Source organism: Pseudomonas sp. S44 (assembly GCF_016624805.1).
Lineage (GTDB): Bacteria > Pseudomonadota > Gammaproteobacteria > Pseudomonadales > Pseudomonadaceae > Aquipseudomonas > Aquipseudomonas machongensis.
This window is the reverse complement of record NZ_JACVTY010000042.1, coordinates 17,337-43,050: the sequence shown is the minus strand read 5'-3', so window position 1 is coordinate 43,050 and position 25,714 is coordinate 17,337. Positions and strand designations below refer to the sequence as shown.

Annotated in this window: 28 protein-coding genes; 14 read left to right on the top strand and 14 right to left on the bottom strand. The window is 64.8% G+C overall.

The window, feature by feature from the left end:
* Window positions 1-100 precede the first annotated feature (100 nt).
* Window positions 101-574 carry a nuclear transport factor 2 family protein gene (locus IAE40_RS23430; RefSeq protein WP_153773872.1) on the bottom strand — a complete coding sequence of 158 codons (474 nt, stop codon included), beginning with the start codon at window positions 572-574 and terminating at the stop codon, window positions 101-103.
* Window positions 575-763: 189 nt separating this feature from the next.
* On the opposite strand from IAE40_RS23430, the gene IAE40_RS23425 reads away from it, so the two are divergent.
* A complete protein-coding gene (locus tag IAE40_RS23425) occupies window positions 764-2,233 on the top strand; it encodes an MFS transporter (RefSeq protein WP_200603944.1) in 1,470 nt (489 codons plus the stop codon).
* 12 nt (window positions 2,234-2,245) lie between these two features.
* Here the strand turns inward: IAE40_RS23425 and IAE40_RS23420 are convergent, their stop codons facing one another.
* From IAE40_RS23420 to IAE40_RS23405, 4 genes are all read right to left on the bottom strand, one after another.
* On the bottom strand, window positions 2,246-3,103 hold the full coding sequence (locus IAE40_RS23420; protein WP_200603943.1) for a LysR family transcriptional regulator: 858 nt from the start codon (window positions 3,101-3,103) through the stop codon (window positions 2,246-2,248).
* Between the two features lie 95 nt (window positions 3,104-3,198).
* Window positions 3,199-3,597, bottom strand: a complete 399-nt coding sequence (locus tag IAE40_RS23415) for an NUDIX domain-containing protein (protein ID WP_054891454.1) — start codon at window positions 3,595-3,597, stop codon at window positions 3,199-3,201.
* A gap of 165 nt (window positions 3,598-3,762) precedes the next feature.
* The gene (locus IAE40_RS23410) at window positions 3,763-5,952 is read right to left on the bottom strand and encodes an OsmC domain/YcaO domain-containing protein (protein WP_153773875.1); all 2,190 of its coding nucleotides are present in this window, start codon (window positions 5,950-5,952) and stop codon (window positions 3,763-3,765) included.
* Between the two features lie 85 nt (window positions 5,953-6,037).
* Window positions 6,038-6,856, bottom strand: a complete 819-nt coding sequence (locus IAE40_RS23405; protein ID WP_112898480.1) for a substrate-binding periplasmic protein — start codon at window positions 6,854-6,856, stop codon at window positions 6,038-6,040.
* Window positions 6,857-7,203: 347 nt separating this feature from the next.
* Between IAE40_RS23405 and IAE40_RS23400 the strand changes: the two genes are divergently transcribed.
* Window positions 7,204-8,067: a sensor domain-containing diguanylate cyclase gene (locus IAE40_RS23400; RefSeq protein ID WP_200603946.1), complete on the top strand. Its 864-nt coding sequence runs from the start codon at window positions 7,204-7,206 to the stop codon at window positions 8,065-8,067.
* A gap of 147 nt (window positions 8,068-8,214) precedes the next feature.
* Here IAE40_RS23400 and IAE40_RS23395 read toward each other — a convergent pair whose 3' ends face one another.
* A complete protein-coding gene (locus IAE40_RS23395; protein WP_200603942.1) occupies window positions 8,215-8,997 on the bottom strand; it encodes an NAD(P)H-dependent oxidoreductase in 783 nt (260 codons plus the stop codon).
* Between the two features lie 85 nt (window positions 8,998-9,082).
* Here IAE40_RS23395 and IAE40_RS23390 point away from each other — a divergent pair, with 85 nt between their 5' ends.
* Window positions 9,083-9,988, top strand: coding sequence for a LysR family transcriptional regulator (locus IAE40_RS23390; RefSeq protein WP_234465229.1), 906 nt, complete (start codon window positions 9,083-9,085; stop codon window positions 9,986-9,988).
* Here the strand turns inward: IAE40_RS23390 and IAE40_RS23385 are convergent.
* Window positions 9,985-10,887 carry a LysR family transcriptional regulator gene (locus IAE40_RS23385; RefSeq protein WP_153773879.1) on the bottom strand — a complete coding sequence of 301 codons (903 nt, stop codon included), beginning with the start codon at window positions 10,885-10,887 and terminating at the stop codon, window positions 9,985-9,987. The genes IAE40_RS23390 and IAE40_RS23385 overlap by 4 nt on opposite strands.
* 120 nt (window positions 10,888-11,007) lie before the next feature.
* Between IAE40_RS23385 and IAE40_RS23380 the strand changes: the two genes are divergently transcribed.
* The 5 genes from IAE40_RS23380 to IAE40_RS23360 all read left to right on the top strand — a co-directional run bounded on the left by IAE40_RS23380 (window position 11,008) and on the right by IAE40_RS23360 (window position 14,547).
* Entirely contained in the window at window positions 11,008-11,442 is a 435-nt protein-coding gene (locus IAE40_RS23380; RefSeq protein WP_197890989.1) for a GFA family protein, read from the top strand.
* Between the two features lie 171 nt (window positions 11,443-11,613).
* Window positions 11,614-12,603 (top strand): aliphatic sulfonate ABC transporter substrate-binding protein, encoded by a 990-nt coding sequence (locus tag IAE40_RS23375; RefSeq protein ID WP_197890987.1) that lies wholly within the window; start codon window positions 11,614-11,616, stop codon window positions 12,601-12,603.
* Complete coding sequence (locus IAE40_RS23370) at window positions 12,600-13,430, top strand: ABC transporter permease (protein ID WP_112898486.1); 831 nt, start codon at window positions 12,600-12,602, stop codon at window positions 13,428-13,430. The genes IAE40_RS23375 and IAE40_RS23370 overlap by 4 nt, the downstream gene beginning before the upstream one ends.
* A gap of 4 nt (window positions 13,431-13,434) precedes the next feature.
* Window positions 13,435-14,178 carry an ABC transporter ATP-binding protein gene (locus IAE40_RS23365; RefSeq protein ID WP_054891460.1) on the top strand — a complete coding sequence of 248 codons (744 nt, stop codon included), beginning with the start codon at window positions 13,435-13,437 and terminating at the stop codon, window positions 14,176-14,178.
* A gap of 117 nt (window positions 14,179-14,295) precedes the next feature.
* Window positions 14,296-14,547, top strand: a complete 252-nt coding sequence (locus IAE40_RS23360; RefSeq protein WP_054891461.1) for a hypothetical protein — start codon at window positions 14,296-14,298, stop codon at window positions 14,545-14,547.
* On the opposite strand, the gene IAE40_RS23355 is transcribed toward IAE40_RS23360, so the two are convergent.
* Window positions 14,548-15,036 carry a winged helix-turn-helix transcriptional regulator gene (locus tag IAE40_RS23355; protein ID WP_054891462.1) on the bottom strand — a complete coding sequence of 163 codons (489 nt, stop codon included), beginning with the start codon at window positions 15,034-15,036 and terminating at the stop codon, window positions 14,548-14,550. It lies immediately after the preceding gene.
* A 111-nt stretch (window positions 15,037-15,147) separates the two neighbouring features.
* Between IAE40_RS23355 and fabF the strand changes: the two genes are divergently transcribed.
* Window positions 15,148-16,419 carry a beta-ketoacyl-ACP synthase II gene (gene fabF / locus IAE40_RS23350; RefSeq protein WP_197890985.1) on the top strand — a complete coding sequence of 424 codons (1,272 nt, stop codon included), beginning with the start codon at window positions 15,148-15,150 and terminating at the stop codon, window positions 16,417-16,419.
* 69 nt (window positions 16,420-16,488) lie between these two features.
* Window positions 16,489-16,956, top strand: a complete 468-nt coding sequence (locus tag IAE40_RS23345; RefSeq protein ID WP_197890983.1) for a RidA family protein — start codon at window positions 16,489-16,491, stop codon at window positions 16,954-16,956.
* A 26-nt stretch (window positions 16,957-16,982) separates the two neighbouring features.
* Here IAE40_RS23345 and IAE40_RS23340 read toward each other — a convergent pair whose 3' ends face one another.
* On the bottom strand, window positions 16,983-17,462 hold the full coding sequence (locus IAE40_RS23340) for an isochorismatase family protein (protein ID WP_063545179.1): 480 nt from the start codon (window positions 17,460-17,462) through the stop codon (window positions 16,983-16,985).
* 182 nt (window positions 17,463-17,644) lie between these two features.
* Between IAE40_RS23340 and IAE40_RS23335 the strand changes: the two genes are divergently transcribed.
* Window positions 17,645-17,998 carry a VOC family protein gene (locus IAE40_RS23335; RefSeq protein ID WP_153773887.1) on the top strand — a complete coding sequence of 118 codons (354 nt, stop codon included), beginning with the start codon at window positions 17,645-17,647 and terminating at the stop codon, window positions 17,996-17,998.
* A 6-nt stretch (window positions 17,999-18,004) separates the two neighbouring features.
* On the opposite strand, the gene IAE40_RS23330 is transcribed toward IAE40_RS23335, so the two are convergent.
* The gene (locus IAE40_RS23330) at window positions 18,005-18,787 is read right to left on the bottom strand and encodes an SDR family oxidoreductase (protein ID WP_063545181.1); all 783 of its coding nucleotides are present in this window, start codon (window positions 18,785-18,787) and stop codon (window positions 18,005-18,007) included.
* A gap of 68 nt (window positions 18,788-18,855) precedes the next feature.
* On the opposite strand from IAE40_RS23330, the gene IAE40_RS23325 reads away from it, so the two are divergent.
* Window positions 18,856-19,770, top strand: a complete 915-nt coding sequence (locus tag IAE40_RS23325) for a LysR family transcriptional regulator (protein ID WP_125929681.1) — start codon at window positions 18,856-18,858, stop codon at window positions 19,768-19,770.
* A 134-nt stretch (window positions 19,771-19,904) separates the two neighbouring features.
* On the opposite strand, the gene IAE40_RS23320 is transcribed toward IAE40_RS23325, so the two are convergent.
* On the bottom strand, window positions 19,905-20,216 hold the full coding sequence (locus tag IAE40_RS23320) for a c-type cytochrome (RefSeq protein WP_197890981.1): 312 nt from the start codon (window positions 20,214-20,216) through the stop codon (window positions 19,905-19,907).
* Between the two features lie 113 nt (window positions 20,217-20,329).
* Here IAE40_RS23320 and IAE40_RS23315 point away from each other — a divergent pair, with 113 nt between their 5' ends.
* Together IAE40_RS23315 and IAE40_RS23310 are read left to right on the top strand one after the other, a co-directional pair.
* Complete coding sequence (locus IAE40_RS23315; protein WP_200603941.1) at window positions 20,330-21,223, top strand: LysR substrate-binding domain-containing protein; 894 nt, start codon at window positions 20,330-20,332, stop codon at window positions 21,221-21,223.
* 109 nt (window positions 21,224-21,332) lie between these two features.
* On the top strand, window positions 21,333-22,037 hold the full coding sequence (locus tag IAE40_RS23310) for an SDR family oxidoreductase (RefSeq protein ID WP_054891477.1): 705 nt from the start codon (window positions 21,333-21,335) through the stop codon (window positions 22,035-22,037).
* A 15-nt stretch (window positions 22,038-22,052) separates the two neighbouring features.
* On the opposite strand, the gene IAE40_RS23305 is transcribed toward IAE40_RS23310, so the two are convergent.
* The 3 genes from IAE40_RS23305 to proP form a co-directional block, all read right to left on the bottom strand.
* Window positions 22,053-22,997: an ABC transporter substrate-binding protein gene (locus tag IAE40_RS23305; protein WP_200603940.1), complete on the bottom strand. Its 945-nt coding sequence runs from the start codon at window positions 22,995-22,997 to the stop codon at window positions 22,053-22,055.
* A gap of 164 nt (window positions 22,998-23,161) precedes the next feature.
* Window positions 23,162-23,998, bottom strand: a complete 837-nt coding sequence (locus IAE40_RS23300) for a hypothetical protein (RefSeq protein ID WP_234465228.1) — start codon at window positions 23,996-23,998, stop codon at window positions 23,162-23,164.
* A gap of 126 nt (window positions 23,999-24,124) precedes the next feature.
* Window positions 24,125-25,624, bottom strand: coding sequence for a glycine betaine/L-proline transporter ProP (gene proP, locus IAE40_RS23295; protein WP_054891480.1), 1,500 nt, complete (start codon window positions 25,622-25,624; stop codon window positions 24,125-24,127).
* Between the last annotated feature and the right edge of the window lie 90 nt (window positions 25,625-25,714).

Here is a 25,714-nt window from a genome sequence, read left to right as displayed (position 1 = left end):
GCACGGGCTACGCCCGTGTTCGCGGGACAAGTCGGGGCGCCGAACCGCCGCGCCTACACGAGTTCGAGCTAGTTGCCACCTCCGAGCAAGGCTATTGATTTCATGAGCGGGCGAACGCCTGCGAACCGGCAATGGGTTTCCAGTTTTGCAGTGGCACCAGGAACATCAGCTCGAAGCGGCGCTCAGTAAAACGCCATTCTCCATCGCGTCGCTCGAAGCGGTCATGGTACAAACCAGCGGCCTGCACAGGGCCTTGTTCGATGTCATGGAACAGACAGTCGGCCTGTGAGACCGCGGTGGCGCTTTCGCCGTCAAGCTCGATCAGCGGGTTGGCCATCCAGTGATGCATGTGCGGCATTTTCCGCCACGATTCCCGAGCCATGGCCAGAATGCCCTCGCGCCCGGTTCCGTGCCCGAATGCCGGCAAGTCCAGGGTTGCATCGACATGCCAGATGCTTTCCAGCAGTGCCTCATCCACGCGGTCATAGGCCTGGGCGTAGGTCCAGATCAGCGACTCGATCGCCAGGCGGCTTTCGATGCGGTCCAGGCGTTTTTCCAAAGTCTCAAGGTTCATTGCAACGATCTCCTGCAGGTCTGGGGAGCCGGCGTTCACAGCCGGTTGTCCGAGCCATTGTGCGAGTCGCAAGGCATTGACGGGACTGTCATTCCTGCAGTTTCAACGTTCATTTTTGTAAGGGGGTAAAGCGTTGACCCCATCTGCAAGCGCTTCCTAGCATGGCCCCATCTTTTACGAGGGCCTCGTATGAAAAACCCACCTGATATTGAGCACTCACTCACCCTGGCACCTGACGACAGGGCAGCCGGCCCCGACCAACGCCGCTGGGCGATGTTCGTGGTCCTGCTTGTCGGGGCATTCCTCCCACCGCTGGACTTCTTCATCGTCAATGTGGCGCTGCCATCGATACGCAGCGACCTGAATGCTTCGGCATCGGCCGAGCAACTGGTCATTTCCGCCTATGCCGCGCTTTATGCGGTAACGCTGATCACCGGTGGCCGGCTGGGCGACCTGCATGGCCGCGGACGCATGTTCTTCATCGGCCTTGTCGGCTTCACCGCCGCCTCGTTGCTCTGCGGGTTCGCTGCCACGCCCTGGATGCTGATCACTGGCCGTGCGCTGCAAGGCATCACCGCGGCAGTGATGGCGCCACAGGCACTGGCCTCGGTACAGGCGATCTTCCCCGAGGCGGAAAAGCCCCTGGCGCTGAGCCTGTATGGTGCGGTGTTCGGTCTGGCCAGCGTGATCGGACAGGCACTGGGCGGTATCCTGATTTCGCTCGATCTGTTCGGGCTTGGCTGGCGGATGATCTTTCTCATCAATCTGCCGGTCGCGTTGCTGGTCATCCTCTTCGGCATTCCCTTGATCAAGGAGACTCGCGCCAGCCATGCGCGCAGGCTCGATCTCGGCGGCATGGCCCTGTCGATGCTCACACTTGCCACGCTGATCGTGCCGTTGATCGAAGGTCGTGAGGCCGGCTGGCCGCTGTGGGCGTGGCTGTCGCTGATCGCCTGTCCATTGCTTGGCTGGACCTTCTGGCGCCACCAGGCCCGCCTGGCCAGCGCGGGGGGAGCGCCCTTGCTGGATCCGGCCGCGCTGCGCGTGCCGGGGCTGCGCCGGGCATTGCTGGTCGCCCTGTCGTTCTACACGATCGGTGCCTTCTTCCTGCTTTTCTCGATCTACCTGCAAGGTGCATTGCATGTAAGCGCGCTGCATGCAGGCCTGGTCTTCCTGCCCTTCGGCGCGGGTTTTCTCATCGGGCCGTTGACCGCACCGTTGTGCACACGCGTGCTGGGCCTCTACACCAACGCCGCTGGCCTGGCATTGATGGTTGCAGGCCTGGTCGCACTCGCAGGTCTCATTACCCTCACACCGGGCAACCCTGGCCCGCAGCCCGCGATCTTTGCCGTCGTGCTATTCGTCATCGGCTTCGGCCAGGGATTGGCGATGCCGACCCTGATGCGCATGATCACAGGGCGCGTCGCCCCAGCGTTGTCCGGGATGATGGCCGGTGTCACCAGTTCGACCTTGCAAGTGAGCACGGCGCTCAGCGTGGCGGTGATCGGCGGCATATTCTATGGCGTGCTGGGCGCTGGCACCGACCCGACCGCCATCAGTCATGCCTTCACCATTGCGCTGATGTGCATGGCCGCTTGCCTGGTGTTGGGCGCAGGCTTGAGTTTTACCCTGGCGCGCCGCCCCACAGCTGCCCGGTAGCGGTGCCTGCGCTCATGGAGCATCGCCAAGCCTCTCTACCACCAGATCGGCCAATGCCCGCAGCCGGTCCATCTGGCGCATGTCCTGGTGATAGCCCATCCAGATCTCACGGTCTGGTGGCGGCTCGCCGATATCCAGCCGGCGTAGCAACGGCGACTGGTCGCCGATCGCTCGCGGCAGCACTGCAACACCCAGCCCTGATGCACATAGCCGCGCCTGTACACTGCGGCTACTGCTGGTGAACACAGTCCGCGCCTTGGGGAAGTGCGACTGCAACCAGTGGACGTCAGGGTAATGGGATTGGGCCGTATTCATGGTGACAAGACCGAGCGCCTCACCGCCCTCGCCGGGATCGAAGGCTTGGTGCTCGGCCTGGTACAGCCCATAGTGCAGGGTCATGAGCCGACGCTGAACGATGTCCGGCTCGGTGAACGGGACGATGCGAAAAGCGATTTCGGCATCCCGGCGCGCCAGGTCGAACAATCGATGGCTGGGGATCACCTCGGCCACGATCAACGGATAACGGCGGTGCAACTCATGCAGTACAGGTGCCAGCACGAATCCTGCGAACCAGTCTGCACAGGCGATGCGCAGCAAGCCCTCCGGCTGTTCGCCCACGCCCGCGATACGCCGTTCGATGGCCAAGGCGCTGCGTTCCATGTTTTCGGCCAGCTCAAGAATGCTCTCACCGGCCGCAGTGAGTACCAGCCCCTCGCTGGTGCGACGGAAAAAAGCATGACCGTTGCTCTGTTCGAGCACCTGTAGGCGCCGACCTACGGTTGGATGACTGACGCCCAACTGCTTGGCGGCCGCCCCGAGCGAGCCGCTGCGGGCAATCGCCAGGAAGACGCGCAGGTCATTCCAGTCCATGGGATACCTCCTACAGAAATGAACGGTGAAGATGCAGTAATGCGGGCGCCGTCACAAGTCTCGGCTTCCATTGCCAAGCGAAGCGGTGTTCGGTATCAGGCTGCCCAGGCCGACAGCGCCGGAATCTGGCAGGCGAGCAACGCCTCGGCCGCTGGATTGAGCGGTGCACGCGCCAGCCCACGGCGCTCGATCCATGTACACGCGGCAATTTCTCTGCGCGCACATGGGCGATCGCCGGGGTGAAGGTGGGTGGTGAAGATGTAGTGGAGAACCCCAGCCACTTCCAAGGTGCACAGATGCAGCAAACCGTGGTCGCTCAGGCCGGTTTCCTCATGCAGCTCTCGGGCTGCCGCCTCATGCGGCTGTTCGCCTCGCTCGATGACGCCGCCCGGGAAGTTCCATTTGCCGCCTTTCTTGCGCACGAGCAAGACCCTTCCTTTGTCGAAGCAGATGATCGTCGCTCTGTGTTTGGCGGGAGGGGTTGTCAGCGGCATCGGATTAGCTCGTCACACTTGTCACGGATATATGACAGTTTTGTTACATGATGGACAGGCAAATCTGACGCCAAGTTCAGCCAAATGGACACATGGCTGAGGGGATTGGTACAAAAAAATAGACGAGAGGGTCGCTATGTACCCTCTCTTGGGCTGAAGCGGGCCTCAGCCTGCCGCGCGGGCACGCGCCGCATGCAGCTTCTTGTAGCTCTCGACCAGACGCAGGTGGCGGTCCAGACCTTCAAGTTTCAGGCTGGTTGAGGTCAGCCCGTAGAAGCGCACGCTGCCGTCCACCGAGCCGAGTGCCGCGTCCATGCGCTCATTGCCGAACATGCGCCGGAAGTTGGAGACGTAGTCGTCCATCTCCAGCTCGTCGTCCAGCACCACTTCCAGCACCACGTTCAGCGCCTGGTAGAACAGCCCGCGCTCGACGGTGTTGTCGTTGAACTGCAGGAACATCTCCACCAGTTCCTTGGCCTCCTCGAAACGCTGCAGCGCCAGCTGGATCAGCAGCTTGAGCTCGAGGATGGTCAGTTGGCCCCACACCGTGTTGTCGTCGAACTCGACGCCGATCAGCGTGGTGATGGTGGTGTATTCGTCCACCTCGACCTGTTCCAGGCGCTTGTACAACAACTTCAGCGAGCGGCTGTCGAGGTTGTGCAGGTTGAGGATGTCGGCACGGAAGCCCAGCGCGCGGTTGGTGTTGTCCCAGATCAGGTCCTCGACCGGGTAGATTTCCGAATAGCCCGGCACCAGGATGCGGCAAGCGGTGGCACCGAGGTCGTCGTATACCGCCATGTACGCCTCCTTGCCCAGCCCTTCGAGAATGCCGAACAGCGTCTGCGCCTCCTGCTCGTTGGAGTCTTCGCCCTGGCCCGAGAAGTCCCACTCGACGAACTCGAAGTCGGCCTTGGCACTGAAGAAGCGCCACGACACTACGCCGCTGGAGTCGATGAAATGCTCGACGAAGTTGTTCGGCTCGGTCAACGCGTGGCTTTCGAAAGTCGGTTGCGGCAGATCGTTCAGACCCTCGAAGCTGCGACCCTGGAGCAATTCGGTGAGGCTGCGCTCCAGCGCCACCTCAAAGCTTGGATGCGCGCCGAACGAGGCGAAAACCCCGCCGGTGCGCGGGTTCATCAGGGTCACGCACATCACCGGGAACTCGCCGCCCAGCGAGGCATCCTTGACCAGCACCGGGAAGCCCTGCTCCTCCAGCCCCTGGATACCGGCGACGATGCCCGGGTACTTGGCCAGCACCTCTTGCGGCACGTCCGGCAGGCACAGCTCGCCTTCGAGGATCTCGCGCTTGACCGCCCGCTCGAAGATTTCCGACAGGCACTGCACCTGGGCTTCGGCCAGGGTGTTGCCGGCGCTCATGCCGTTGCTCAGGTAGAGGTTTTCGATCAGGTTGGACGGGAAATACACCGTCTGCCCGTCGGACTGGCGCACGAACGGCAGCGAGCAGATGCCCCGGGCCTTGTTGCCCGAGTTGGTGTCGTACAGGTGCGAGCCGCGCAGTTCGCCATCGGGGTTGAAGATCTCCAGGCAGTACTCGTCGAGGATCTCCTGCGGCAGCGCGTCCTTCGGGCCAGGCATGAACCACTGCTCGTTCGGGTAGTGCACGAACGGTGCGTTGGCGATGTCCTCGCCCCAGTACTGATCGTTATAGAAGAAGTTGCAGTTCAGGCGCTCGATGAACTCGCCCAGTGCCGAGGCCAGCGCAGCTTCCTTGGTCGCGCCCTTGCCGTTGGTGAAGCACATCGGCGACTGCGCGTCGCGCACGTGCAGCGACCAGACGTTGGGCACGATGTTGCGCCAGGAGGCGATCTCGATCTTCATCCCCAGATCGGCCAGGATCGCCGACATGTTGGCGATGGTCTGCTCCAGCGGCAGGTCCTTGCCGGGAATGTAGGTGGTGGTGTCGGACACCGGCATCAGCAGTGCCTGGGCATCGGCGTCGAGGTTGTCGACCTCCTCGATGATGAACTCGGGGCCGGTCTGCACCACTTTCTTCACGGTGCAACGGTCGATGGAGCGCAGGATGCCCTGGCGGTCCTTCTCGCTGATATCCTCGGGCAGCTCGACCTGGATCTTGAAGATCTGGTTGTAGCGGTTTTCCGGGTCGACGATGTTGTTCTGCGACAGGCGAATGTTTTCGGTGGGGATGTCGCGGGTCTGGCAGTAGAGCTTGACGAAGTACGCCGCGCACAGCGCCGAGGAGGCCAGGAAGTAGTCGAACGGACCAGGCGCCGAGCCGTCGCCCTTGTAGCGAATGGGCTGATCGGCGATCACCGTGAAGTCGTCGAACTTGGCTTCAAGTCGGAGATTGTCGAGAAAATTGACCTTGATTTCCATGCGGGCACACCAGCGCGTAAAACGAAATGGGCGCCATTATCCGGGTTTTTCGCTGGGAAGTCTTGCCGCAGCCACACCGCCCTGGTCAAGGCGCCGCCACGTTCTCCTGCTGTTGGCGCCAAAGCGCCAGGTTTCGTGCAACCAGGCGCTGCGGCAGATCGCTGGACACGATTTCCCTCATCTTCGCGGCCAGTTGCTCACGCAACTGTGGCCGGTTGCACGGCGAGTCGTGGGACATCGCCAGGTACAGCCCCTCGCTGGACACCGGAGGCTCGAGCACCTGCACCTGCTCGTCCACCTTCAGCACGCGCGCCAGGGCCATGCCTGGAAACTGCTCGAAGATCACATAGTCACTACGCTTGTGCAGCAGCTTCTCGAACGCCTGCCTGGCGCCGGGCACTGCCTCCAGGTTGAGGTTGGTCCGGGCGAACTCGTCGAACTGCTCGCCATGGCTGTTGTTGACCAGTACCCCACCCTTGAGCCCGCGCAGATCGTCCCAGCCTTTATAGGCGAAAGCGCTGTCGCTGCGCACCCAGACCACGCTTGGGGTGTGCAGGAACGGCGGCTCGATGAAGTTCACCTCGTTCTGCCGCGCGCGGGTCAGGAAGTAGCCCGCCAGAAGATCGACCCGCCCGGTACGCACTTCTTCCTGGGCGCGTCCCCAGGGCCCGGAATATTTCACTTCCACATCCAGCCCCAGCTCACCTGCCATGTACTTGAGCAGATCGGCATTGGCCCCGACGAGGTGCTGCGGGTCCTGCGGGTCACGCCACAGGTAAGGTGGATACTCGGGGTTGCCGGTGGCGGTCAGGCGCGTGCAGTCATCGACCGCCAGCGCCACCTGCGGCAATACCGCGAAGGTCAGCGACAGCAGCAAGGCCCGACAGGAACGGCGCTCGATCATTGATGGCCCTCGTCTGAATAGAACAGCAGGGAAAAAGCGATGACTGACCGACAGGCGACATGAACAGCGACAGGCTTAACACAGTCTGGACCAGAAACCGTCAGCTGCCAGCAATGACCGCTGCAAGATGCCATTCGTCGGCGCATCATGCCATCACCGAACCCGTTCGGCTGCGCCTGCGACTATTTTTCACCGCCCTGCTGGCCATAACGGCCATACCCTGTAGGCTGTGCTGTGGCCGCGAACGATCGGCCGGTACCGCCCGGGTGCCGGGCGCGCGCAGGATGACTCGTCGGCCCTTCTGCTATCTGGCCCTGATCGAGCCTTACGACCCGGACACCCGCACCATGCCCGTCGACCTGCAAGCGCTCTATCCCAAGTTGATCCACCTGATGCTCGACACCGTCTTCGTGGTCGACCAGGACGACCAGATCGTGTTCGTCAGCGATGCCTGCCAAGCGCTGCTGGGCTACCGCGCCGAGGAGCTCATCGGCACGCCGATCACGCATTACATGCACCCCGACGACCTGCCCGCCACTCGGGCCTCGATCGTCCGGGTCATGTCCGGCCAGGCGCATTTCGATTTTCGCAATCGCTACATCCGCAAGGATGGCGGTGTCGTCCATATCCTCTGGGCGGCGTTCTGGTCAGAAGAGGTCGGCGCACGCATCGGCGTGGCGCGCAACGTCACCGCCCTCACCGAGGCCGAAGAAGAGCTGCGCTTTCTCGCCCACCACGACCCGCTGACCCGGCTGGCCAATCGCGCCCTGTTCAACAGCCGCCTGGACGCTGCGTTGAAGGCGGCGCAGCAGCACGGCGATACCCTGGCGCTGCTATTCGTCGACATCGACGACTTCAAGGAAATCAACGACACCCACGGCCACAGTGCCGGCGACCGCGTGCTGCGCCTGGTGGCCCAGCGCCTGGAGCGCTGTGCCGGCGCGCATGCCACGGTAGCGCGGGTGGGCGGCGACGAGTTCGCCATCCTGCTCACCGACCTGCCGTCGCACAGCGCCGTATTCGACAAGGTCACACAGATCCTGGCCGTCATGGTCGAGCCGCTGGATGCCGACTTCGGCGGCCTCGCCATGCCGACCTGCAGCATCGGCGTCGCCTGCTACCCCGCCGACGGGCGCGATGCCGATGCCCTGCTCAGCCATGCTGACGGCGAGATGTACCGGGTCAAGCGGCAGCGCTCGGCCTCGTGCTGACTCCCCCACCAACCTGTTCGCAGGCGATCGGAGAAAAGGGGGGGTGGCAAATCGGCGGCTTCACCATGACCCGTGCATGCCTGCCGTCCAGCCCCCGAACTGGCTGACGAAGCACAACCGACGCACCGGAGTTCGCAATCGAGCCGCTTACACCTCGAGCAGATGAACCCCAAGCCCCTCCTCCCCCGGTGCCAGCTCCGACCGCAAGGTCAACTCGGGAATCAGATAATCCCCGCCATTCTGACGCCGATACGGGATCGGTGTATCGCCCCACAAACCATCGAGGCGCCGCTCCAGTTGCAGGCAGGCATCGGCGAATGCCGCATCGTCGATGCGGCTGGTGCGATGGAGCACGAACGGCGGCAGCACCTCGAACCCCGGATAGAACAGGATGCCGTGCTGGATGGGGAACAGGATCGCCTCCAGTGGGCCATTGATGCCCCGCGGCGCGTAGTGGGAGGCCCAGCCACCGGTTGTGACCACCAGCATGGCGCGCTTGCCGGCCATGCTGCCTTCACCATAGCGGTCGCCCCAGTGCTGGTCGGAATGCTCGCCCACGCCGTAGGCGAAGCCATAGGCATAGACCCGCTCGACCCAGCCCTTGAGGATTGCCGGCAGGCCGAACCACCACAGCGGGAACTGCAGGATCACGGCGTCGGCCCAGAGCAGTTTTTCTTGCTCCAGGGCAATGTCGGCACTCTGCGTGCCATCGGCGAAGGCCTGGCGTGAGTCTTCCGAGACCCGAAAACGCACGCCGGGTTGGCCGGCTGTATTGTCGCTGGCATCGATCAGCGGCTTGAAGGCCATAGCGTAAAGATCCGATACCTGCACGTTGTGGCCCTGGCGCTGCAGGTGGGCAACCGCATGGTCCTTGAGCGAACCGTTGAGCGAGCGGGGTTCAGGGTGGGCGTAGACGATCAGCACATTCATGGTGGCACTCCGTAAAGGGATGCGAGCCATGATGGGCGGCCACACGATATAGTTGAAATGAATATCCACTATTCCAGGTATTGCCTTGCACGATTCCTTGCGCCGCCTCGACCTCAACCTGCTGGTGACCCTCGACGCCTTGCTCAGCGAGCACAATGTGACGCGCGCGGCGCAGCGCCTGCATCTGGCACAACCGACCGTCAGCGTGCAGTTGGCGCGGCTGCGCGAGCTGCTTGAAGACCCGCTGCTGCTACCCGGACCGAGGGGCATGCGCCCGACCGCGCGGGCAGACGCCTTGCGCGCACCGTTGCGCCAGGCGCTGGAGGCGTTGCAGCTTGCCATCGCTGCGCCGCACCCCTTCGACCCGGCCGCCGCCCGCCAGACCTGGCGCGTGGCCGCCACCGACTACAGTGCCTCGACCATCCTGCTGCCCGCCCTGGCCAGGCTACGCAGCGCCGCCCCGGGCACACGCCTGGCGGTGCTCGACCTGCAGCCTTCGGCCCTGCTCCGCCAGGCCGAGCTCGGCGAGATCGACATGGCCTTTCACATTGCCCTGCAGGCGCCGGCAGAGCTGCGCCAGCGCAGCCTGTTCGTCGAGCGCTACGTGCTGGTCGGCCGAGTCGACCATCCAGGGCTCAGGCGCAAGCCGACACTCAAGCAGTTCTGTGCGCTGGAGCAGGTGATCGTCTCACCCGACGGCGGCGGCTTCCATGGCCCTACGGACGCCGCGCTAGCCGCGCAAGGACTCGCGCGCAACGTGGTGCTGTCGGTGCCGCATTTCATGCTGCTGGCGGCGGTGCTGGTCGGCTCGGACCTGGTAGCCATGCTTCCGCAGCGGCTGGTGGTCAGCGACCCCAGGCTCAAGGTGGTAGAGGCGCCCCTGGCGGTGCAGGGATTCGAGATGCTGATGCTGTGGCCGGAGCGGGTACATCGGGACCCAGGGCATCGCTGGCTGCGGCAGGTTATTGTCGATGCTCTGCAGCAGAACTAGTTGACACGCGGGGCGGCCAGAAACGCCGACAGCGCCGCCCCCAGCGCCTCGAACACCAGGCCAATCCGCCGAACCCGTCGCAGATCGCCGTGCATTGCCACCCAGACATCCACCGAAAATGCCACGGCCTGCGGCAACACCCTCACCAGCCCATGCCGCCGCGCCAGTTGCTCGGCACACACCCCAACCCCCACACCAGCCCTGAGTGCCGCGAACTGGGCGAGGTGATCGTCGGTGCGCAGCGCCATGCGTTCCGGCACACAGACAAAGCCGTTCTGCTCGAGAAACATCACTTCAGCAAGGTTGCGATCAGGCCCGATCAGCGGATAGCGCGCAAGGTCTGCATGGGTGTTCGGCACGCCATGGCGCAGCAGCAGCTCAGGGGTCGCATACAGGCCTATCCGCAGGTCCCCCACATGCCGGGTGACCACTGCCGCCTCGGTAGGCCTGCGAATCCGCACCGCCACGTCAGACTCCTGCAGTGCCAGGGCCTCAAGCCGGTTCGAGATGCTCAGCTCCAGTGTCAGCTCCGGCCGGGCCGTGCGGATCTCACCCAGCATCGCCGGCAGCACCTCCACCCCCAGCAACTGATTGCTGGTGACGCGCACCGTGCCTCCCGGCACCTGGGCCTCGGCAGACGCGGCGCGGGCAAAGGCTTCCGCTGCCAGGGCCATGGACTCGACATGGCCGATCAGCTCCTTCGCCGTTTCCGTGGCCATCAAGCCTGCCGGCGAGCGCACGAACAGGCTCATGCCCACGCTCTGCTCCAGCGCGTCGATACGCCGACGCGCGGTGGCCTGGGCAATGCCCAGCATGCGCGCGGCGGCAGAGAGGCTGCCCGTGCGCAAGACCGCCAGGAACACGCGCTGGGTTTCCCATTGCAGTTGAGGGGTGTTCATACATTTCCTATGAGCAGCTCGGCAGGTTTGATCAGTTTTAACCAGGCTGATACTCGCGCATGCTTCACGTATCCAGGCCGTTCGTCAAACGGCCTGCCATACCGACACGAGGTCCGTTGCATGAAGATTCAAGGTGGGTGCCGTTGCGGGCAGGTGACGTTCGAATCCGATCACCCCGCGATCATGACCAGCGCCTGTCATTGCACGGGCTGCCAGAAGATGTCGGGCAGTGCGTTCTCGCTGACGGCGCTGTTCCCAGCCGAAGGGTTCAGGGTCACGCGCGGGGCGCCGGTGCCTGGAGGTCTTCGGGGCGCAACCCGTCATGAGTTCTGCCCCCACTGCATGAGCTGGCTGTTCACCCGGCCCGCCGGTAACGACGCGGTCGTGGGCGTGCGCAGCAGCCTGCTGGAAAACCCGCAGCACTACGCACCGTTCATGGAAACCTGGACACAGGAGAAGCTGCCATGGGCCTGTACCGGTGCTGTCGTCAGCTTCGAAGGCTTTCCCGACCCACAGGATTATCCGGCGTTGATGGCACGGTTCGCGCAGCGCTGACCGGCTGCCAAAGCCTCAACTGTTCGCCCTGCAACAGCAGGGCAACACTTTGCCCGACTCAGCACAGCTGTCAGCCCTGATTTGCGCGCCCATCTGCGCAAAACCGGGGCCTGGCGAGATGGCACGCTGCCTGCAACCGGTCCAGATCCCTCTTCTCGACTGGATCGCCCCATGCGTCTGTTTGCCCAAGCCCTGCCCAGCGCCCTGAAGTCGCTGTCTATTGCCGGCCTCGTTGCCCTGGCCTTCAATCCCGTCGCCCACGCCGAAACCGCGCCCAAGGAAGTCCGCCTGGACTACGCCTACTACTCCCCCGTAAGCCTGGTGCTCAAGCATTTCGGGTGGTTGGAAAAAGCCCTGCCTGACTCCAAGGTCACCTGGGTGTTCAGCCAGGGCAGCAACCGCTCGCTGGAATACCTCAACAGCGGCGGTGCCGACTTCGGCTCTTCGGCCAGCCTCTCGGCGGTGCTGGCCCGGGCCAACGGCAGCCCGATCAAGTCGGTGTACGTCTACAGCCGCGCCGAATGGACCGCGCTGGTGGTGGCCAAGGACTCGCCGCTGAAGACACTTGATGACCTCAAGGGCAAGAAGATCGCCGCCACAAAAGGTACCGACCCGTACCTGTTCACCCTGCGTGCACTGGAAAAGGCCGGGCTGAAAAAGGATGACGTCGAGCTCTTGCACCTGCAGCACCCTGATGGCCGCACCGCACTGGAGAAAGGCGATGTCGATGCCTGGGCCGGCCTCGATCCGCACATGGCCGCCAGCGAACTGCAAGCCGGCTCACGCCTGCTGTACCGCAACAAGGACTTCAACAGCTATGGCGTGGTCAGTGTCACCGAGACCTTCGCCAAGCAGCATCCACAAACCATCGCCACGGTGATCAAGGCCTACGAGCAGGCACGCCACTGGGCAGCCGCACACCCGGACGAGTTCGCCCGCCTGCTGGCCGATGAGTCCAAGCTCCCGCTGGATGTGGCCAAGCTGCAGCTGTCGCGTACCGACCTCTCGGCGCCACAACTGACCGAGCAGGACGTGACAGCCTCCAAGGCCGCGGCACCGATCCTGGTGTCGGAGGAGCTGGTCAAGCGTGCCGCCGACGTCAACGCCGTGATCGACCAGTTGATCGACCCGTCCTTCGGCAAGGCCAGCATCGAGCGATGAGCCTCTCCACGCACACTCGCAGCGTGAGCGCGCCGGCGCCCGCCACTGCCATCTCGCCCTGGCCACGTCGGCTCAAGGGCCTGGCGCTGCCTCTGGCGATCATCCTGCTGCTGGAGGCCGTCGTGCGCCTGGGCTGGATCGCTTCCTACCAGATGCCCGCCCCCAGCGAAGTGGCGCAGACCCTGGTGCAACTGGCCGACGGCGCGCTGTGGAAACACATCGGTGCCAGCCTGTCGCGGGTGTTGGCCGGCTTTGCCATCGGCGCCGCCCTGGGGCTGCTGTTCGCCGCCTGGGTAGGCCTGAGCCGTGAGGCGGAGGCCTGGCTGGAACCGACTTTCGCCAGCCTGAGGGCGATCCCGAGCCTGGCCTGGGTGCCGCTGTTGCTGCTGTGGCTGGGCATCGGCGAGACCTCCAAGGTGACACTGATCGCCATCGGCGCGTTCTTCCCGGTGTACCTGAACGGCGTGGCCGCGATCCGCAACATCGACCGCAAGCTGGTCGAGGTCGGGCGCATGTACGGCTTCGGCCCATTGCGCCTGGCCCGGCGCATCCTGCTGCCGGCTGCGATACCCGGCGTATTCACCGGCCTGCGCAGCGCCCTGAGCCTGAGCTGGATGTTTCTCGTCGCCGCCGAGCTGATCGCCGCCACCCGTGGCCTGGGCTATTTGCTCAGCGACGGCCGGGAGACTTCACGACCGGACCTGGTGCTCGCGGCGATCATCGTCCTGGCCCTGCTCGGCAAACTCAGCGATGGCCTGTTGGCCGGGCTGGAGCAGCGCTGGCTGAACTGGCGCGACACCTTCGACGGCACGGACCGAGGAGCCTGAATCCATGAACCAACCCTTGCGCGTTGCCGCACCGACACCTGCACCCTTGCTCGACCTGCGCGTCGAGCACAAGGCATTCGGCGCCACTGCGGTACTGGGGGCGGTCGAGCTGCAACTGCAACCCGGCGAGATCGTCAGCCTGCTGGGCCCCAGTGGCTGCGGCAAAAGCACCCTGCTGCGCCTGGTGGCGCAACTGGACCGCGACTTCGTTGGCCATCTGCAGCAACGCCCGGAACAGGTCGGTTTCGTGTTCCAGGAGCCGCGCCTGATGCCCTGGTTGAGCGTGGCCGACAATATCGGCTTCAGTGAGGACCGTCGCTACGACCGTGCCCGGGTCAACGGCCTCATCGACGAGGTGGGCCTGGGCGGCTTCGCCGATGCGCTGCCCAAGGCGCTGTCCGGCGGCATGGCCCAGCGCGTGGCCATCGCCCGCGGGCTGTACGGCCAACCACAACTGCTGTTGCTCGACGAGCCGTTCAGCGCCGTGGATGCCTTCACCCGCTTCAAACTGCAGGATCTGTTGCTGGACCTCGCACGCCGCCACCGCATCGCCCTGCTGGTGGTCACCCATGACGTGGACGAGGCGCTGTACCTGAGCGACCGCGTGCTGGTGATCGGCAACCGGCCGGGCACTGTCTGCCGCGAGCTGAGGGTCGGCCTCGGCTACCCGCGCGAGCGTCAGGACGAACGCCTGGCTCGTCTGCGCGGCCAGGCGCTGGAAGCCCTGCACAGTGCGCGGGTGATCTGAGCCGGGCGCGTTCATCGATAGTGACTATCGAGCACGACGATTTCTGCCCGGCGGCCGTGCTCGATAACCTGTGTCCAACGACTCGCCAGACGAATCCTCGAACCAGGAAACCCGCCGATGAACGCCACCGCCCGCCTGCTGCTCGCTGCCCTGGCCGCCCTTGGTATCGCCGCACTTGCCGGCTGTGCCAGCCATCCCGAACAACGTCCCTACACTGCCGAGGAAACGCGCCAGTTGCAGCTCGAGGCGCTGCAACGCCGAGGCCTGTCGCAGCAGGAATACGAACATCAGCGCGCTGCAATCCTGCGTGCCGACCAGGTGGAAGTAGCCGGCGACGGCCTGCGCCAGGCCCCTGCCCTGCGCGGCTGATCAGCCCTCGCGACTGCGCTGCAGCCGCGCCCGCATCCCCTCACTGGCGCCAGGGCCCTGCACCAGCTCGCACGCCGACCAGGGCACCACGCGCCCGGACTCCACGTCCACCATCATCGGCTGCAAGGCCTTGCCCGTGCCCTTTTCCACCACCTGCACACTGATGGCCTCAGGCGCAAAATGCCGATTACCCCAGGCGATCAGCGCATAGAGCACGCCCTGCAGGTCGCGCCCCCGAGCACTGGGCCGGTATTCGTGGCGTAGGGGCCGGGTGCTGTAGGCATGGCGCTCGAGCAGGCCGGCCTCCACCAGCGCATTGAGCCTGCGGGTCAACATGCTCGGAGCGATCTCCAGGCTCTTGGCGAAATCGTCGAAGCGGCTCAGGCCCTGCAAGGCATCGCGCATGATCAACAGGCTCCACCACTCCCCCACGTGTTCAAGGCTCAGGGCGATAGGGCATTCGGAATCCACAAGCGTCTTGCGTTGCATCAGGCAGGCTCACCACGGGTCGTGAAATATTCGGGCTGTATGTTACTTCTATAATGATAGTAACGTCTCTTGAGCTGAATAGTAGCAAACCTCCATGGGAGTGAGACCTTCATGAGCAAGCGTATCGTCGTTACCGGAATGGGAGCGGTCACACCGCTGGGGTGTGGCGTTGAGCGGGTCTGGGAACGCCTGCTGGCGGGGCGCTCGGGCATCGCGCAGTTGCCGGAATCGCTGATCGGCGACCTGGCGGTGCGCATCGGCGGCCAGGTGCCGGACCTGCAGCAGGACAGCGAGGCCGGCTTCGATCCGGACCGCATACTGCCAGCCAAGGAGCAGCGCAAGGTCGATCGTTTCATCCTGTTCGCCCTGGGCGCCGCACAGGAGGCCCTGGCGCAGGCCGGCTGGCAACCGCAAAGCGTCGAACAACAGGAACGCACGGCAACCATCATCGGTACCGGCGTGGGCGGCTTCCCGGCCATCGCCGAGGCCGTGCGCACCACCGACAGCAAAGGCCCACGCAAGTTGTCACCCTTCACCATCCCCTCCTTCCTAGGCAACCTGGCTGCCGGCCAGGTGTCGATCGCCCACGGGCTCAAGGGCCCACTGGGTACACCGGTCACCGCGTGCGCTGCCGGGGTGCAGGCGATTGGCGACGCCGCGCGAATGATCCTGGCCGGTGAAGCGGACGTAGCGTTGTGCGGCGGCGCAGAGGCGGCCATTCATCGTGTCAGCCTGGCCGGCTTTGCCGCCGCGCGGGCCTTGTCGAGCGATTTCAACGAGCACCCGGAACAGGCTTCGCGCCCGTTCGACACCCGCCGCGACGGCTTCGTCATGGGCGAAGGCGCCGGCCTGCTGGTGATCGAAGAACTGCAGCATGCACTGGCACGCGGCGCCACGCCGCTGGCCGAGCTGGTGGGCTACGGCACCAGCGCCGACGCCTATCACATCACCTCGGGACCGGAAGACGGCGACGGCGCGCGACGCGCCATGACCCTGGCCCTGCGCCAGGCCGGTATCCGTGCACAACAGGTCGGCCATCTCAATGCCCATGCCACCTCGACACCGGTGGGCGACAAGGGCGAGCTCGCAGCGATCAAGGCGGTGTTCGCCGACGTGCCCTCACCGGTGATCAGCGCGACCAAGTCTGCCACCGGCCACTTGCTGGGCGCCGCCGGCGGTATCGAGGCGATCTTCACCGTGCTTGCTCTGCGCGACCAACAGGCGCCGGCCACGCTCAACCTGGTCGAGCCTGACCCCGCAGCCGCCGGGCTGGACATTGCCGCAGGCCAGCCGCGGCCCCTGGATACCGAATACGCGCTGTCCAACGGCTTCGGTTTCGGCGGCGTCAATGCCAGCGTGATTTTCAAGCGCTGGGAGGGTTGAACCACTGGTCGCCATGCGGGCACTTGATTAGGCTTGGCCATCGCCTCGATCACACTGGGAGCACTACCGATGTCCAGAAACGACCGCTATGAAGCCGCTCTGCAGGCGCTGGGTTATTCGTTCGATGGCCCGCTGAAGATCGGCGGCGACTACGTGCCGGTGCTGCACTTGGGCGACCAGGTGTACATCAGTGGGCAAATCCCGCGGGTCAACGACACCGTGGTGTTCCCGGGGCGGGTGGGCGAGGACGTCAGCCTCGCCGATGCGCAGACTGCCGCCAAGATCAGCACCCTGCGCTGCCTGAAGCTGCTGAGCGAAAGCCTGGGCTCGCTGGACGCGGTCAAGGGTATCGCGCGGATCAATGTATTCGTGCAGTCGGCGGCAGACTTCACCCAGCAGAGCGAAGTGGCCAACGGCGCGTCGGCGATCCTGCATGAAGTGCTGGGCGACGCCGGCAAGCATACCCGCACCTCGGTGGGGGTGTATCAGTTGCCGAAGAATGCCGCGGTGGAGATTGACCTGATCGCGGTGGTGTAGGTGCAAGGGGCTGGCGTGCAGCCCCTTCAGCCTTGCAGCCCCTCGACCACCTGCGCCACCGTGGTCACCTGGCGAAAGTGATGGGTCCACAGCTCGATACCCAACTTGCCCGAGCGGTCCAGTGAAGAGCCCACCGTCAGGTCAGTGATCAAGGTCGGGTTCAGCCCGGCATCGAACAGCGCAAAGCCGGCGGCCAGTACGCAGGTTTCGGTCTGCAGGCCGCAGACCAGCACACGCTCCACCCCCAGTCGCTTGAGGTAGTCGATGGCCTCGGCGGTCTGCCCGTAGCCGTGCTTGACGAACACTTCGTCTGCCTCGATCAGGCTCTCGTCCTCGCGCGCCGGATGCCAGCCAAGCTGCTGCTGGAACGGCGTGACCTGCTCGTCGTGCAACTCGACCGACGCGATGGCAGGGAGTTTCGCGGCCAACGCGCGGATTCCGTCGATCAGCCACTCAGGAGGGCTGAAGGTGGACTGGACATCGACGATAAGCAAAGCCTGCCGCATGGGGTTCTCCGGGGGACGACATGGGCCGCGGAGTATATCGTCCGTGGACGATCGTTGCAGGCCCTGGAGCTTGAGCAAGCCACGAGCAGTTGAGCCGGCGATACGCTGGGAGAGACCGTGATCAAGCCTCTGCGCTTGCGCTGATGCGCTAGACTGCGCGCTCCATCACGCAAGGAGGCCACATGGGTATTCGCGGGCAGGATCGACAGATCGACAACATCGAGTTCAACGTCACCGACATCGGCCGCAGCAAGGCGTTCTATGGGGCAGTGTTCGGCTGGTCCTTCACCGACTACGGCCCCACCTATACCGAGTTCTCCGATGGCCGCCTGAGCGGCGGCTTTACCACCGGCGAAGCGGTACGACCGGGTGGCCCGCTGGTCATCCTCTACGCCGACGACCTTGAAGCCACCCAGCGACGTGCAGAAGCAGCAGGCGCGCGCATCAGCCGCGCCACCTTCGCCTTCCCTGGCGGCCGGCGCTTCCACTTCATCGACCCGGACGGCTACGAACTGGCCGTGTGGACCGCCTCATGACGCGGTTCAAGCGGTAGGGACGGTCCCGCCATCCACCACGAACTCGGTGCCGGTCACCGCCGCAGCTGCTGGCGAGGCCACGAAGCCGATGACGTTGGCCACCTCCTTCGGGCTGGCGGGCCGACCCAGGGGGATCCCGCCCAAGGCCTGCATGATGATGCGCTTGCCGCCCTCGTAGTCGGTGCCCGCCTCGCTGGCCAGGCGCTCGGCCAGGGCTACCGAGGCCTCGGTCTCGATCCAGCCGGGCGCGACCCGCACCACGCGTACGCCCTTGGGTGCGACTTCCTTGGACAGGCTCTTGCTGTAGGTCGACAGCGCCGCCTTGGCCGCCGCATAGGCGGTGGTGGCTTCCGGCAGCGGCAGTTGGTGCTGGATCGAGGTGACGTGAACGATCACCCCGCCGCCCTGCGCCAGCATGCCGGGCAGCAAGACCCGATCCAGACGCACGGCGGGCAGCAGGTTGAGGTCCAGCTCCTGTTGCCAATGCGCCTCGCCCAAGGCGGCAAAGCCCCCGGCCGGTGCGCTGGAACCGCCCAGCACATGAACGATGACATCGACACCGCCCAGCTGCCGCTCGACCTCGCCCGCCAACTGCTCGCACCCCTCGAGGGTGGTCAGATCGGCTTTGACGAACGACGCCTGAGGGGCATCGACGGGCGCTGTGCGCGCGCAGGTCAGTACACGGGCGCCCAGCTCGAGGAACAGCTCGACCGTGGCCTTGCCCAGGCCTTTGGTGCCAGCGGTGACCAGTACGCGCTTGCCACGCAGGGTTTCTGACGGATGACTCATGGATATTCTCCGGTGGTAGCAACCTGGGTTGCGGATAGAATCGTGTTTTTGTCCGAACGAGCCGAACCATGGAGCGCGTCAGCCTCAACGACCTCGATGCCGTCCTCGCCATCGCCCGGCGCGCCAGTTTTCGCGCGGCGGCCATCGACCTGGGGATGTCCACCACTGCCCTGAGCAACGCCATCGGCAAGCTCGAGGCGAACCTTGGCGTGCGCCTGTTCAACCGCACCACGCGCAGCGTGTCCCTGACCGATGCCGGGCGCCTGTTCGTCGAGCACGTCGCCCCGGCGCTGGGCGAGGTGCAAGGCGCCCTGGAAGTGGTGCGCGCCCAGCGCGATCAGCCCAGTGGCATGCTGCGCATCAACGCTGCGGCGTTCGCCGCACGCGAGATCATCGGGCCGCTGGTACTGGAGTTCTTGCGGCGCTATCCGCAGATGCAGGTGGACCTGGTCACCGAGGGGCGCCTGGTGGACATCGTCGCCGATGGTTTCGACCTGGGCGTGCGAGTCGCCGACCTGGTGCCCAGCGACATGATCAGCCTTTCCCTCGGCCGGCCGCAGCGCTATGCCGTGGTCGCCTCCGCCGCCTACCTGGCCGCGCGGGGCACGCCAAGGCTGCCGGCCGACCTGCAGCGCCACAGTTGCGTCCGCGTGCGCCTGCCGGATGGCGCGCTGTTCCGCTGGCGCTTCGCCAACGGCAACAGCGCGCAGCAGATCGACGTGCAGGGCCCCATCACTCTGGACGAGGCCAGCCTGGCACGTACTGCCGTCATGGCTGGCGTGGGCCTTGGCTACTTCATGGAACAGGACGTGCGCGAGGACATCGCGGCCGGGCGCCTGGTGCGTGTGCTGGACGACTGGACGCCACCGTTGCCGGGGCTGTGCCTGTACTACGCCGGGCGGCGCAATCCCTCGGCAGGCATGACCGCGTTTCTCGCACTGGCCCGGGAAGTGGCGGAGCAGGCGTGCCGCGAGGGCACGTGAGACAGGGACTTGCTGCATGGGCGGACGGCCTCGCCGGGTGTCGGTGAGGCACAGGTTATGCGTTCAGGTCCGTCGCGATAAGCAGGACAGATCAGGATGATTCATTGCGAATTTCAGGATAGTGAACCCAGCTTTCAATGCTGTTCGAGAATCCACTGGGTAATGGCCTGCAAATCTTCCTCGCGGGCTTGCGACTGTGGCGGCATCGGCACCACTCCCCATTGCCCCCGGCTGCCCTGTCGGACGCTTTGCACCAACTGCCCGGCGTCCTTGCTGCCGTCGCGATAACGCGCAGCAATCTCTCGCCAGGACGGACCCACGGCCCGCGCATCCAATTGGTGGCAAGCGCTGCAGGCGTAGCGCTGCATCACGGTGGGCGGCTCGGCGAACACCCGAACACTGGCGAACAGCAGCAGCCCGGCTGCAATCACGGCACCTCGAGACATGGGCATGGTCCTGAAAACGATGGGGCGTCGAGGGTACCGGTTACACCGATCCTGCAACAGAGCAGGCTGCGCAAACTGTTATCCTCCAGCGATCCCCACCAGCAGGCACGACCATGACCGAAGGCCCGACCGCCCTCCCCCCGCTCAATGCCCTGCGCGTGTTCGAGGTTGTCTCGCGCCATCTGAATTTCCGCCTGGCGGCCGAGGAGCTGGGTGTCACCCAGGCAGCCGTGGCCCAGCAGGTACGGGGGCTGGAGGCGAGCCTGGGCATCAGGCTGTTCGAACGCTTGCCACGTGGCCTGCGCCTGACCGATGCGGGGCTGGGCTACAGCCACAGTATCCGCAACGCCTTGGCCCTGATCGGCGAAGCCACTGCGGCACTGCGCCCGGACAACCGTCACCTCACCGTCAGCGTCACCCCGACCTTCGCCTCGAAATGGCTGATCCCCCGGCTGAGTTCGTTCACCGAGGCCCATGGCGAGATCGACCTGCGGGTGCTGGCCACCGATCGCCTGTCGCGCTTCCAGGCCGACGGCGTGGACCTTGCCGTGCGCTACGGCCACCCGCCCTTCGGCGCAGGGCTCAACACCGAACTGCTGCTCAGGCAGCGGGTGGTCGCGGTGGCCAGCCCCGCACTGCTGGCGCAGTGGGGTAAACCGCACAGCCTCGAGCAGTTGCAGCATTTCCTGCTGCTGCACGATGCGCATAATTTCTGGCCCGAGTTCATCACCCAGCTGTTCGGCCAGCCGACCCAGCCGATGCCGAAGAACGTGCGCTTCAACCAGACCTCGCTGGCCATCGAGGCCGCCGTGGCCGGGCAAGGGCTGGCGCTGTCCAGCGAACTGTTCGTGCAGGAAGACCTGCAGGCCGGGCGGCTGGTGCAGGTATTCGAGCAGGCGCTGGAGATGGACAAGCACTTCTACCTGGTCTGGCCCCGCAAGGGCAGCACACCGACCGCACTGGACGTGGTTCGCGGCTGGCTGCTGGAGCAGGTGGAAGCCCCCTGAGGCAATAGATTTTCTACTGAATTGACAAACCCCTGCTGCCTCCCTGCCAGCGGTGCACCGGTGCTAGGCTGACCCCATCACATCAGCCAAGCATTGCATTGGAGGTCACATGTCAGTAGAAAAAGTAGCGATCATCACCGCCGGCGGTAGCGGCATGGGTGCAGCGGCGGCGCGGCGCCTGGCCGCAGACGGGTTCAAGGTGGCAATCCTGTCTTCATCGGGCAAGGGCGAGGCCCTGGCCCGCGAACTGGGCGGCATCGGCGTGACCGGCAGCAACCAGTCCAACGACGACCTGCAACGCCTGGTCGACACCGTGCTGGAGAAATGGGGGCGCATCGATGTGCTGGTCAACAGCGCAGGCCACGGCCCGCGTGCGCCGATCCTGGAGATCAGCGACGACGACTGGCACAAGGGCATGGACACCTATCTGCTCAATGTCATCCGCCCGACCCGCCTGGTCACCCCGACCATGCAGAAACAGCAAGGTGGCGTGATCATCAACATCTCCACCGCCTGGGCCTTCGAGCCCAGCGACCTGTTCCCGACCTCTGCCGTGTTCCGTGCCGGCCTTGCAGCCTTCAGCAAGATCTTCGCCGACACCTACGCCAAGGATAACGTGCGGATCAACAACGTTCTGCCCGGCTGGATCGACAGCCTGCCGGCCACCGAGCAACGCCGCGACAGCGTGCCACTCAAGCGCTACGGCAAGAGCGAGGAAATCGCTGCGACCATTGCCTTCCTGGCCAGCGAAGGCGCGGCCTACATCACCGGGCAGAACATCAAGGTCGATGGTGGACTGACCCGAGGGGTGTGAACCTCGCCGCATGCCTCACTCGGCAGGTACGCTGAAATCCTTGGCGAAGGTTGGGGCAACGTCCAGCCGTTGCGTCATCAGGCCATGGGCGTGGTAGAAGTCGGCGGTCTCCTGCTGTTGGGCCACGGTGTGCTCATCGATGCCTTGCCAGTGCAGCTTGCGCCGCTCGAACTGCAACCGCGCGGCCTCTTCGGGAAAACCGATGATCGCCGCGAGGGACTTGGAATAGCTGTCCAGGTGCTGGTTGGCCCACACCTGGGCGCCAGCCAGGCGCTTGAGGTAGTCCTGCAAGGCCGCATGTCGCGCAGGGTCTTGCAGCGCCTGGTCGGTGACCGCCAGGAAGCTGTTGCCGCTGGACAGGCCGCGACCGTTCACCAGCACCCTGCCCTGCCCGCTGGTCTCGGCCAGCGCAGTGTAAGGCTCCCAGGTCGCCCAGGCGTCCACCGAGCCGTTGGCCAGGGCGATCTTGGCGTCCACCGGCCCTAGAAAGCGAAACTCCACGTCCTTCTCGCTCAGGCCGGCCTGCTCCAGAGCCTTGAGCGCAATGTGGTGGCCGATCGACCCGCGGCCGGTGGCGATGCGTTTGCCCTTGAGGTCGGCGCCACTGCGCAGGGGCGACTCCGGGCGCACCAGCACCGCGGTGCCGTAGGGGTCGGACTTGTCCACCGCGATGGCCTTGACCGGCGCCCCGGAGGCGAGCACGAACAGCAGCGGGGCATCGCCGATGATGCCTGCATCGATGGCGCCTGCGTTGAGCGCCTCGGCAAGTGGCGCGGCGGCCGGAAACTCTGCCCAGTGGATGTCGTAGGGCAGGTCGCGCAGTGCGTCGGCAGCCTCGAGCTGGGCGCGCATGTTGCCCTTCTGGTCACCGACGCGCAGCGTGAGGCGCTCGGCGGCAAAGGCCTGGGTTGCCAGCAGCAGGCTGGCGGCAATCAACAGTAGGCGGGAACGGATCGGCATGGAGCTCCTCGGGAAGGTACGTGCGTTGGAGCACTGACTGTACCGAGTCGCCATAGATAAATTAAATTGATTTTAGGAATAACCTAATATGCAAATTAATTTAGATTCCAAATCCCGGCAGGGACGAGCCGCCATGACGCAAGCCCGTCTCTGCTGGGCTCGGCTCAGTCCTTGGCCCTGTGCAGCAGGCTGTCGAAGCGCTTGCCGTCGATCAGGTAGGTCAGGCGCGCCTGGCCGTTTTCCAGCGGTTCCAGGGTCATGGGCGTATTGGTCTTGTGGTAGGGATGGCGGAACAGCGCCGGCTTCTCGGTGTAGGCGTAGCTGTTGAAGGCCAGGGCATCGCCCGTCCAGCGCACGTTGTTGTACAGGTAGCGCCAGTTCTCGTCCGGGCGGTGATAGAGGTAGACGCCGCTGGCGTCACGAACGACCTCGATCTGCACCGCGCCGGCCTTGCTCGCCCACTTGCCGATATAGCGTTCGAGCCCCGCATGGCCTGCTGGTACTGCCGGCGCCGGGGCGAAGTCACTTGCCTGGAACGGGGTTCGCCGTGCCGCCTCACCCTTGGCATCGACGTACAGGTCACATAGCGGCGCCACCTGGTCGACCTTGCGGTAGAGGAAGGTGAGCTGGGCATCGGCGACTGGCATGCTCAACATCATGACCGTCGGGGCAAAACCCAATACCTTCAGGTCGAACGCGCGCGCCTCGGACTGAACGTGGATCGAACTGCCGTCCTCCGCGACCTTGTAGTCGGAAATCTCGACGGCCTGGGTCTTGGGCTCGGCGCAGTTGAACGGGTGCAGTAGCACCTTGCCGTCGGCCTTGTATTCGGCGACGTTGGCGATGCCACTCTTGAGCGGCATCATCGCCCAGATACCGACGATCGCACTTTTGTCGGTGCGCAGGGAAACCTTGTCCTTGCTCGGCGCGTGGCCGGCACAGCCGCCCAGGAACAGGGCGCTCAGGGCGAGAGGGAGTAGCGGTTTGAACACGATGATCATCCATGGTTGGTCGAAGGCAGCCGCCCTGCGCCCGAGGTGTCTGGCTAGAGGCGGCTGGCCATCATCGCATGAAACGCTTTCGTATCACCTTAATCAGTCCACGCGCGTACGGCATCGCGCGGGGCCTCATTCGATCCGCGGATGCTGCTGCACCAGCACCTTGCGCTTGGCCTCGAGCTCGGCGATCTGCTCGTCGATGTCCTCGATCTTCTGCTCGATGGTGTCGTGGTGCTCCTGCAGCAGTTCCTTGGCTTCTTCAAGGTCCGAGGCCGCAGGCGCCGCTCCGCGCAGGGGCTTGTTGGCGGTCTCTTTCATGGTCAGCCCGGTGAGCAGGCCGATCACGGCGATGACCATCAGGTAGTAGGCCGGCATGTACAGGTTGTCGGTGCTTTCCACCAACCAGGCGGCGATGGTCGGGGTGAGGCCGGCGATCAGCACCGAGATGTTGAAGGCGCTGGCCAGCGCGCTGTAGCGGATGTGAGTGGGGAACATCGCTGGCAGGGTCGAGGCCATCACGCCGATGAAGAAGTTCAGCAGCACCGCCAGGATCAGCAGCCCGGCAAAGATCACCCCGAGGCTGCCGCTGTTGATCAGCATGAACGCCGGGATCGCCAGGACGAACAGGCCGACGCTGCCCACCACGATGAACGGGCGCCGCCCGACTTTGTCGCTGAGGAAGCCGATCACCGGCTGCACGAACAGCATGCCGACCATGATCGCGATGATGATCAGCACGCCGTGGTCTTCGCTGTAGTGCAGGTTGTGCGACAGGTAGCTGGGCATGTAGGTGAGCAGCATGTAGTAGGTGACGTTGGTCGCGATCACCACACCGATGCAGGTCAGCAGGCTGCGCCAATGCTTGGTGGCCACTTCCTTGAACGACACCTTCGGCCCCGAGGCCAGGCCTTCGCGATCACCCTGCTCGAGCTTGTCGACATGCTGCTGGAAGGCTGGCGTCTCCTCCAGGGCGTGGCGCAGGTAAAGGCCGATGATGCCCAGCGGCAACGCGACGAGGAACGGCAGGCGCCAGCCCCAGTCGAGGAATTGCTCCTCGCCGACGATGGCCGAGATCATCACCACCATGCCGGCACCGAGCACGAAGCCTGCGATCGAGCCGAAGTCCAGCCAACTGCCGAGGAAGCCGCGCTTGCGGTCAGGGGCGTATTCGGCGACGAAGATCGAGGCACCGGTGTATTCGCCGCCGACCGAGAAGCCCTGGGCCATCTTGGCCAGCAACAGCAGGATCGGCGCCCAGATGCCAATCGAGGCATAGGACGGTATCAGGCCGATGGCGAAGGTGCTCAGCGACATGATGACGATGGTCGCCGCCAGGACTTTCTGGCGGCCATAGCGATCCCCCAGGGCACCGAAGAACAGCCCTCCCAGCGGGCGGATCAGGAAAGGGACCGAGAAGGTTGCCAGGGCCGCGATCATCTGCACGCTGGGCGAGGCGTTGGGGAAGAACACCTTGCCCAACGCATAGGCGACGAAGCCGTAGACGCCGAAGTCGAACCACTCCATGGCGTTGCCGAGCGCTGCGGCAGTGATCGCCTTGCGCATCTTGGCGTCGTCAACGATGGTGATGTCTTTCAAGCCGATCGGCTTGACTCTCTTGCGTGATTTCATAAGTGCTTACTCTGTAGCTGACCTGTCGTGACAATCCGCTGTCCCCGGGGCAGATCGGGCGGGCGAACAGTTTTCGGCCACGCAGCCAAA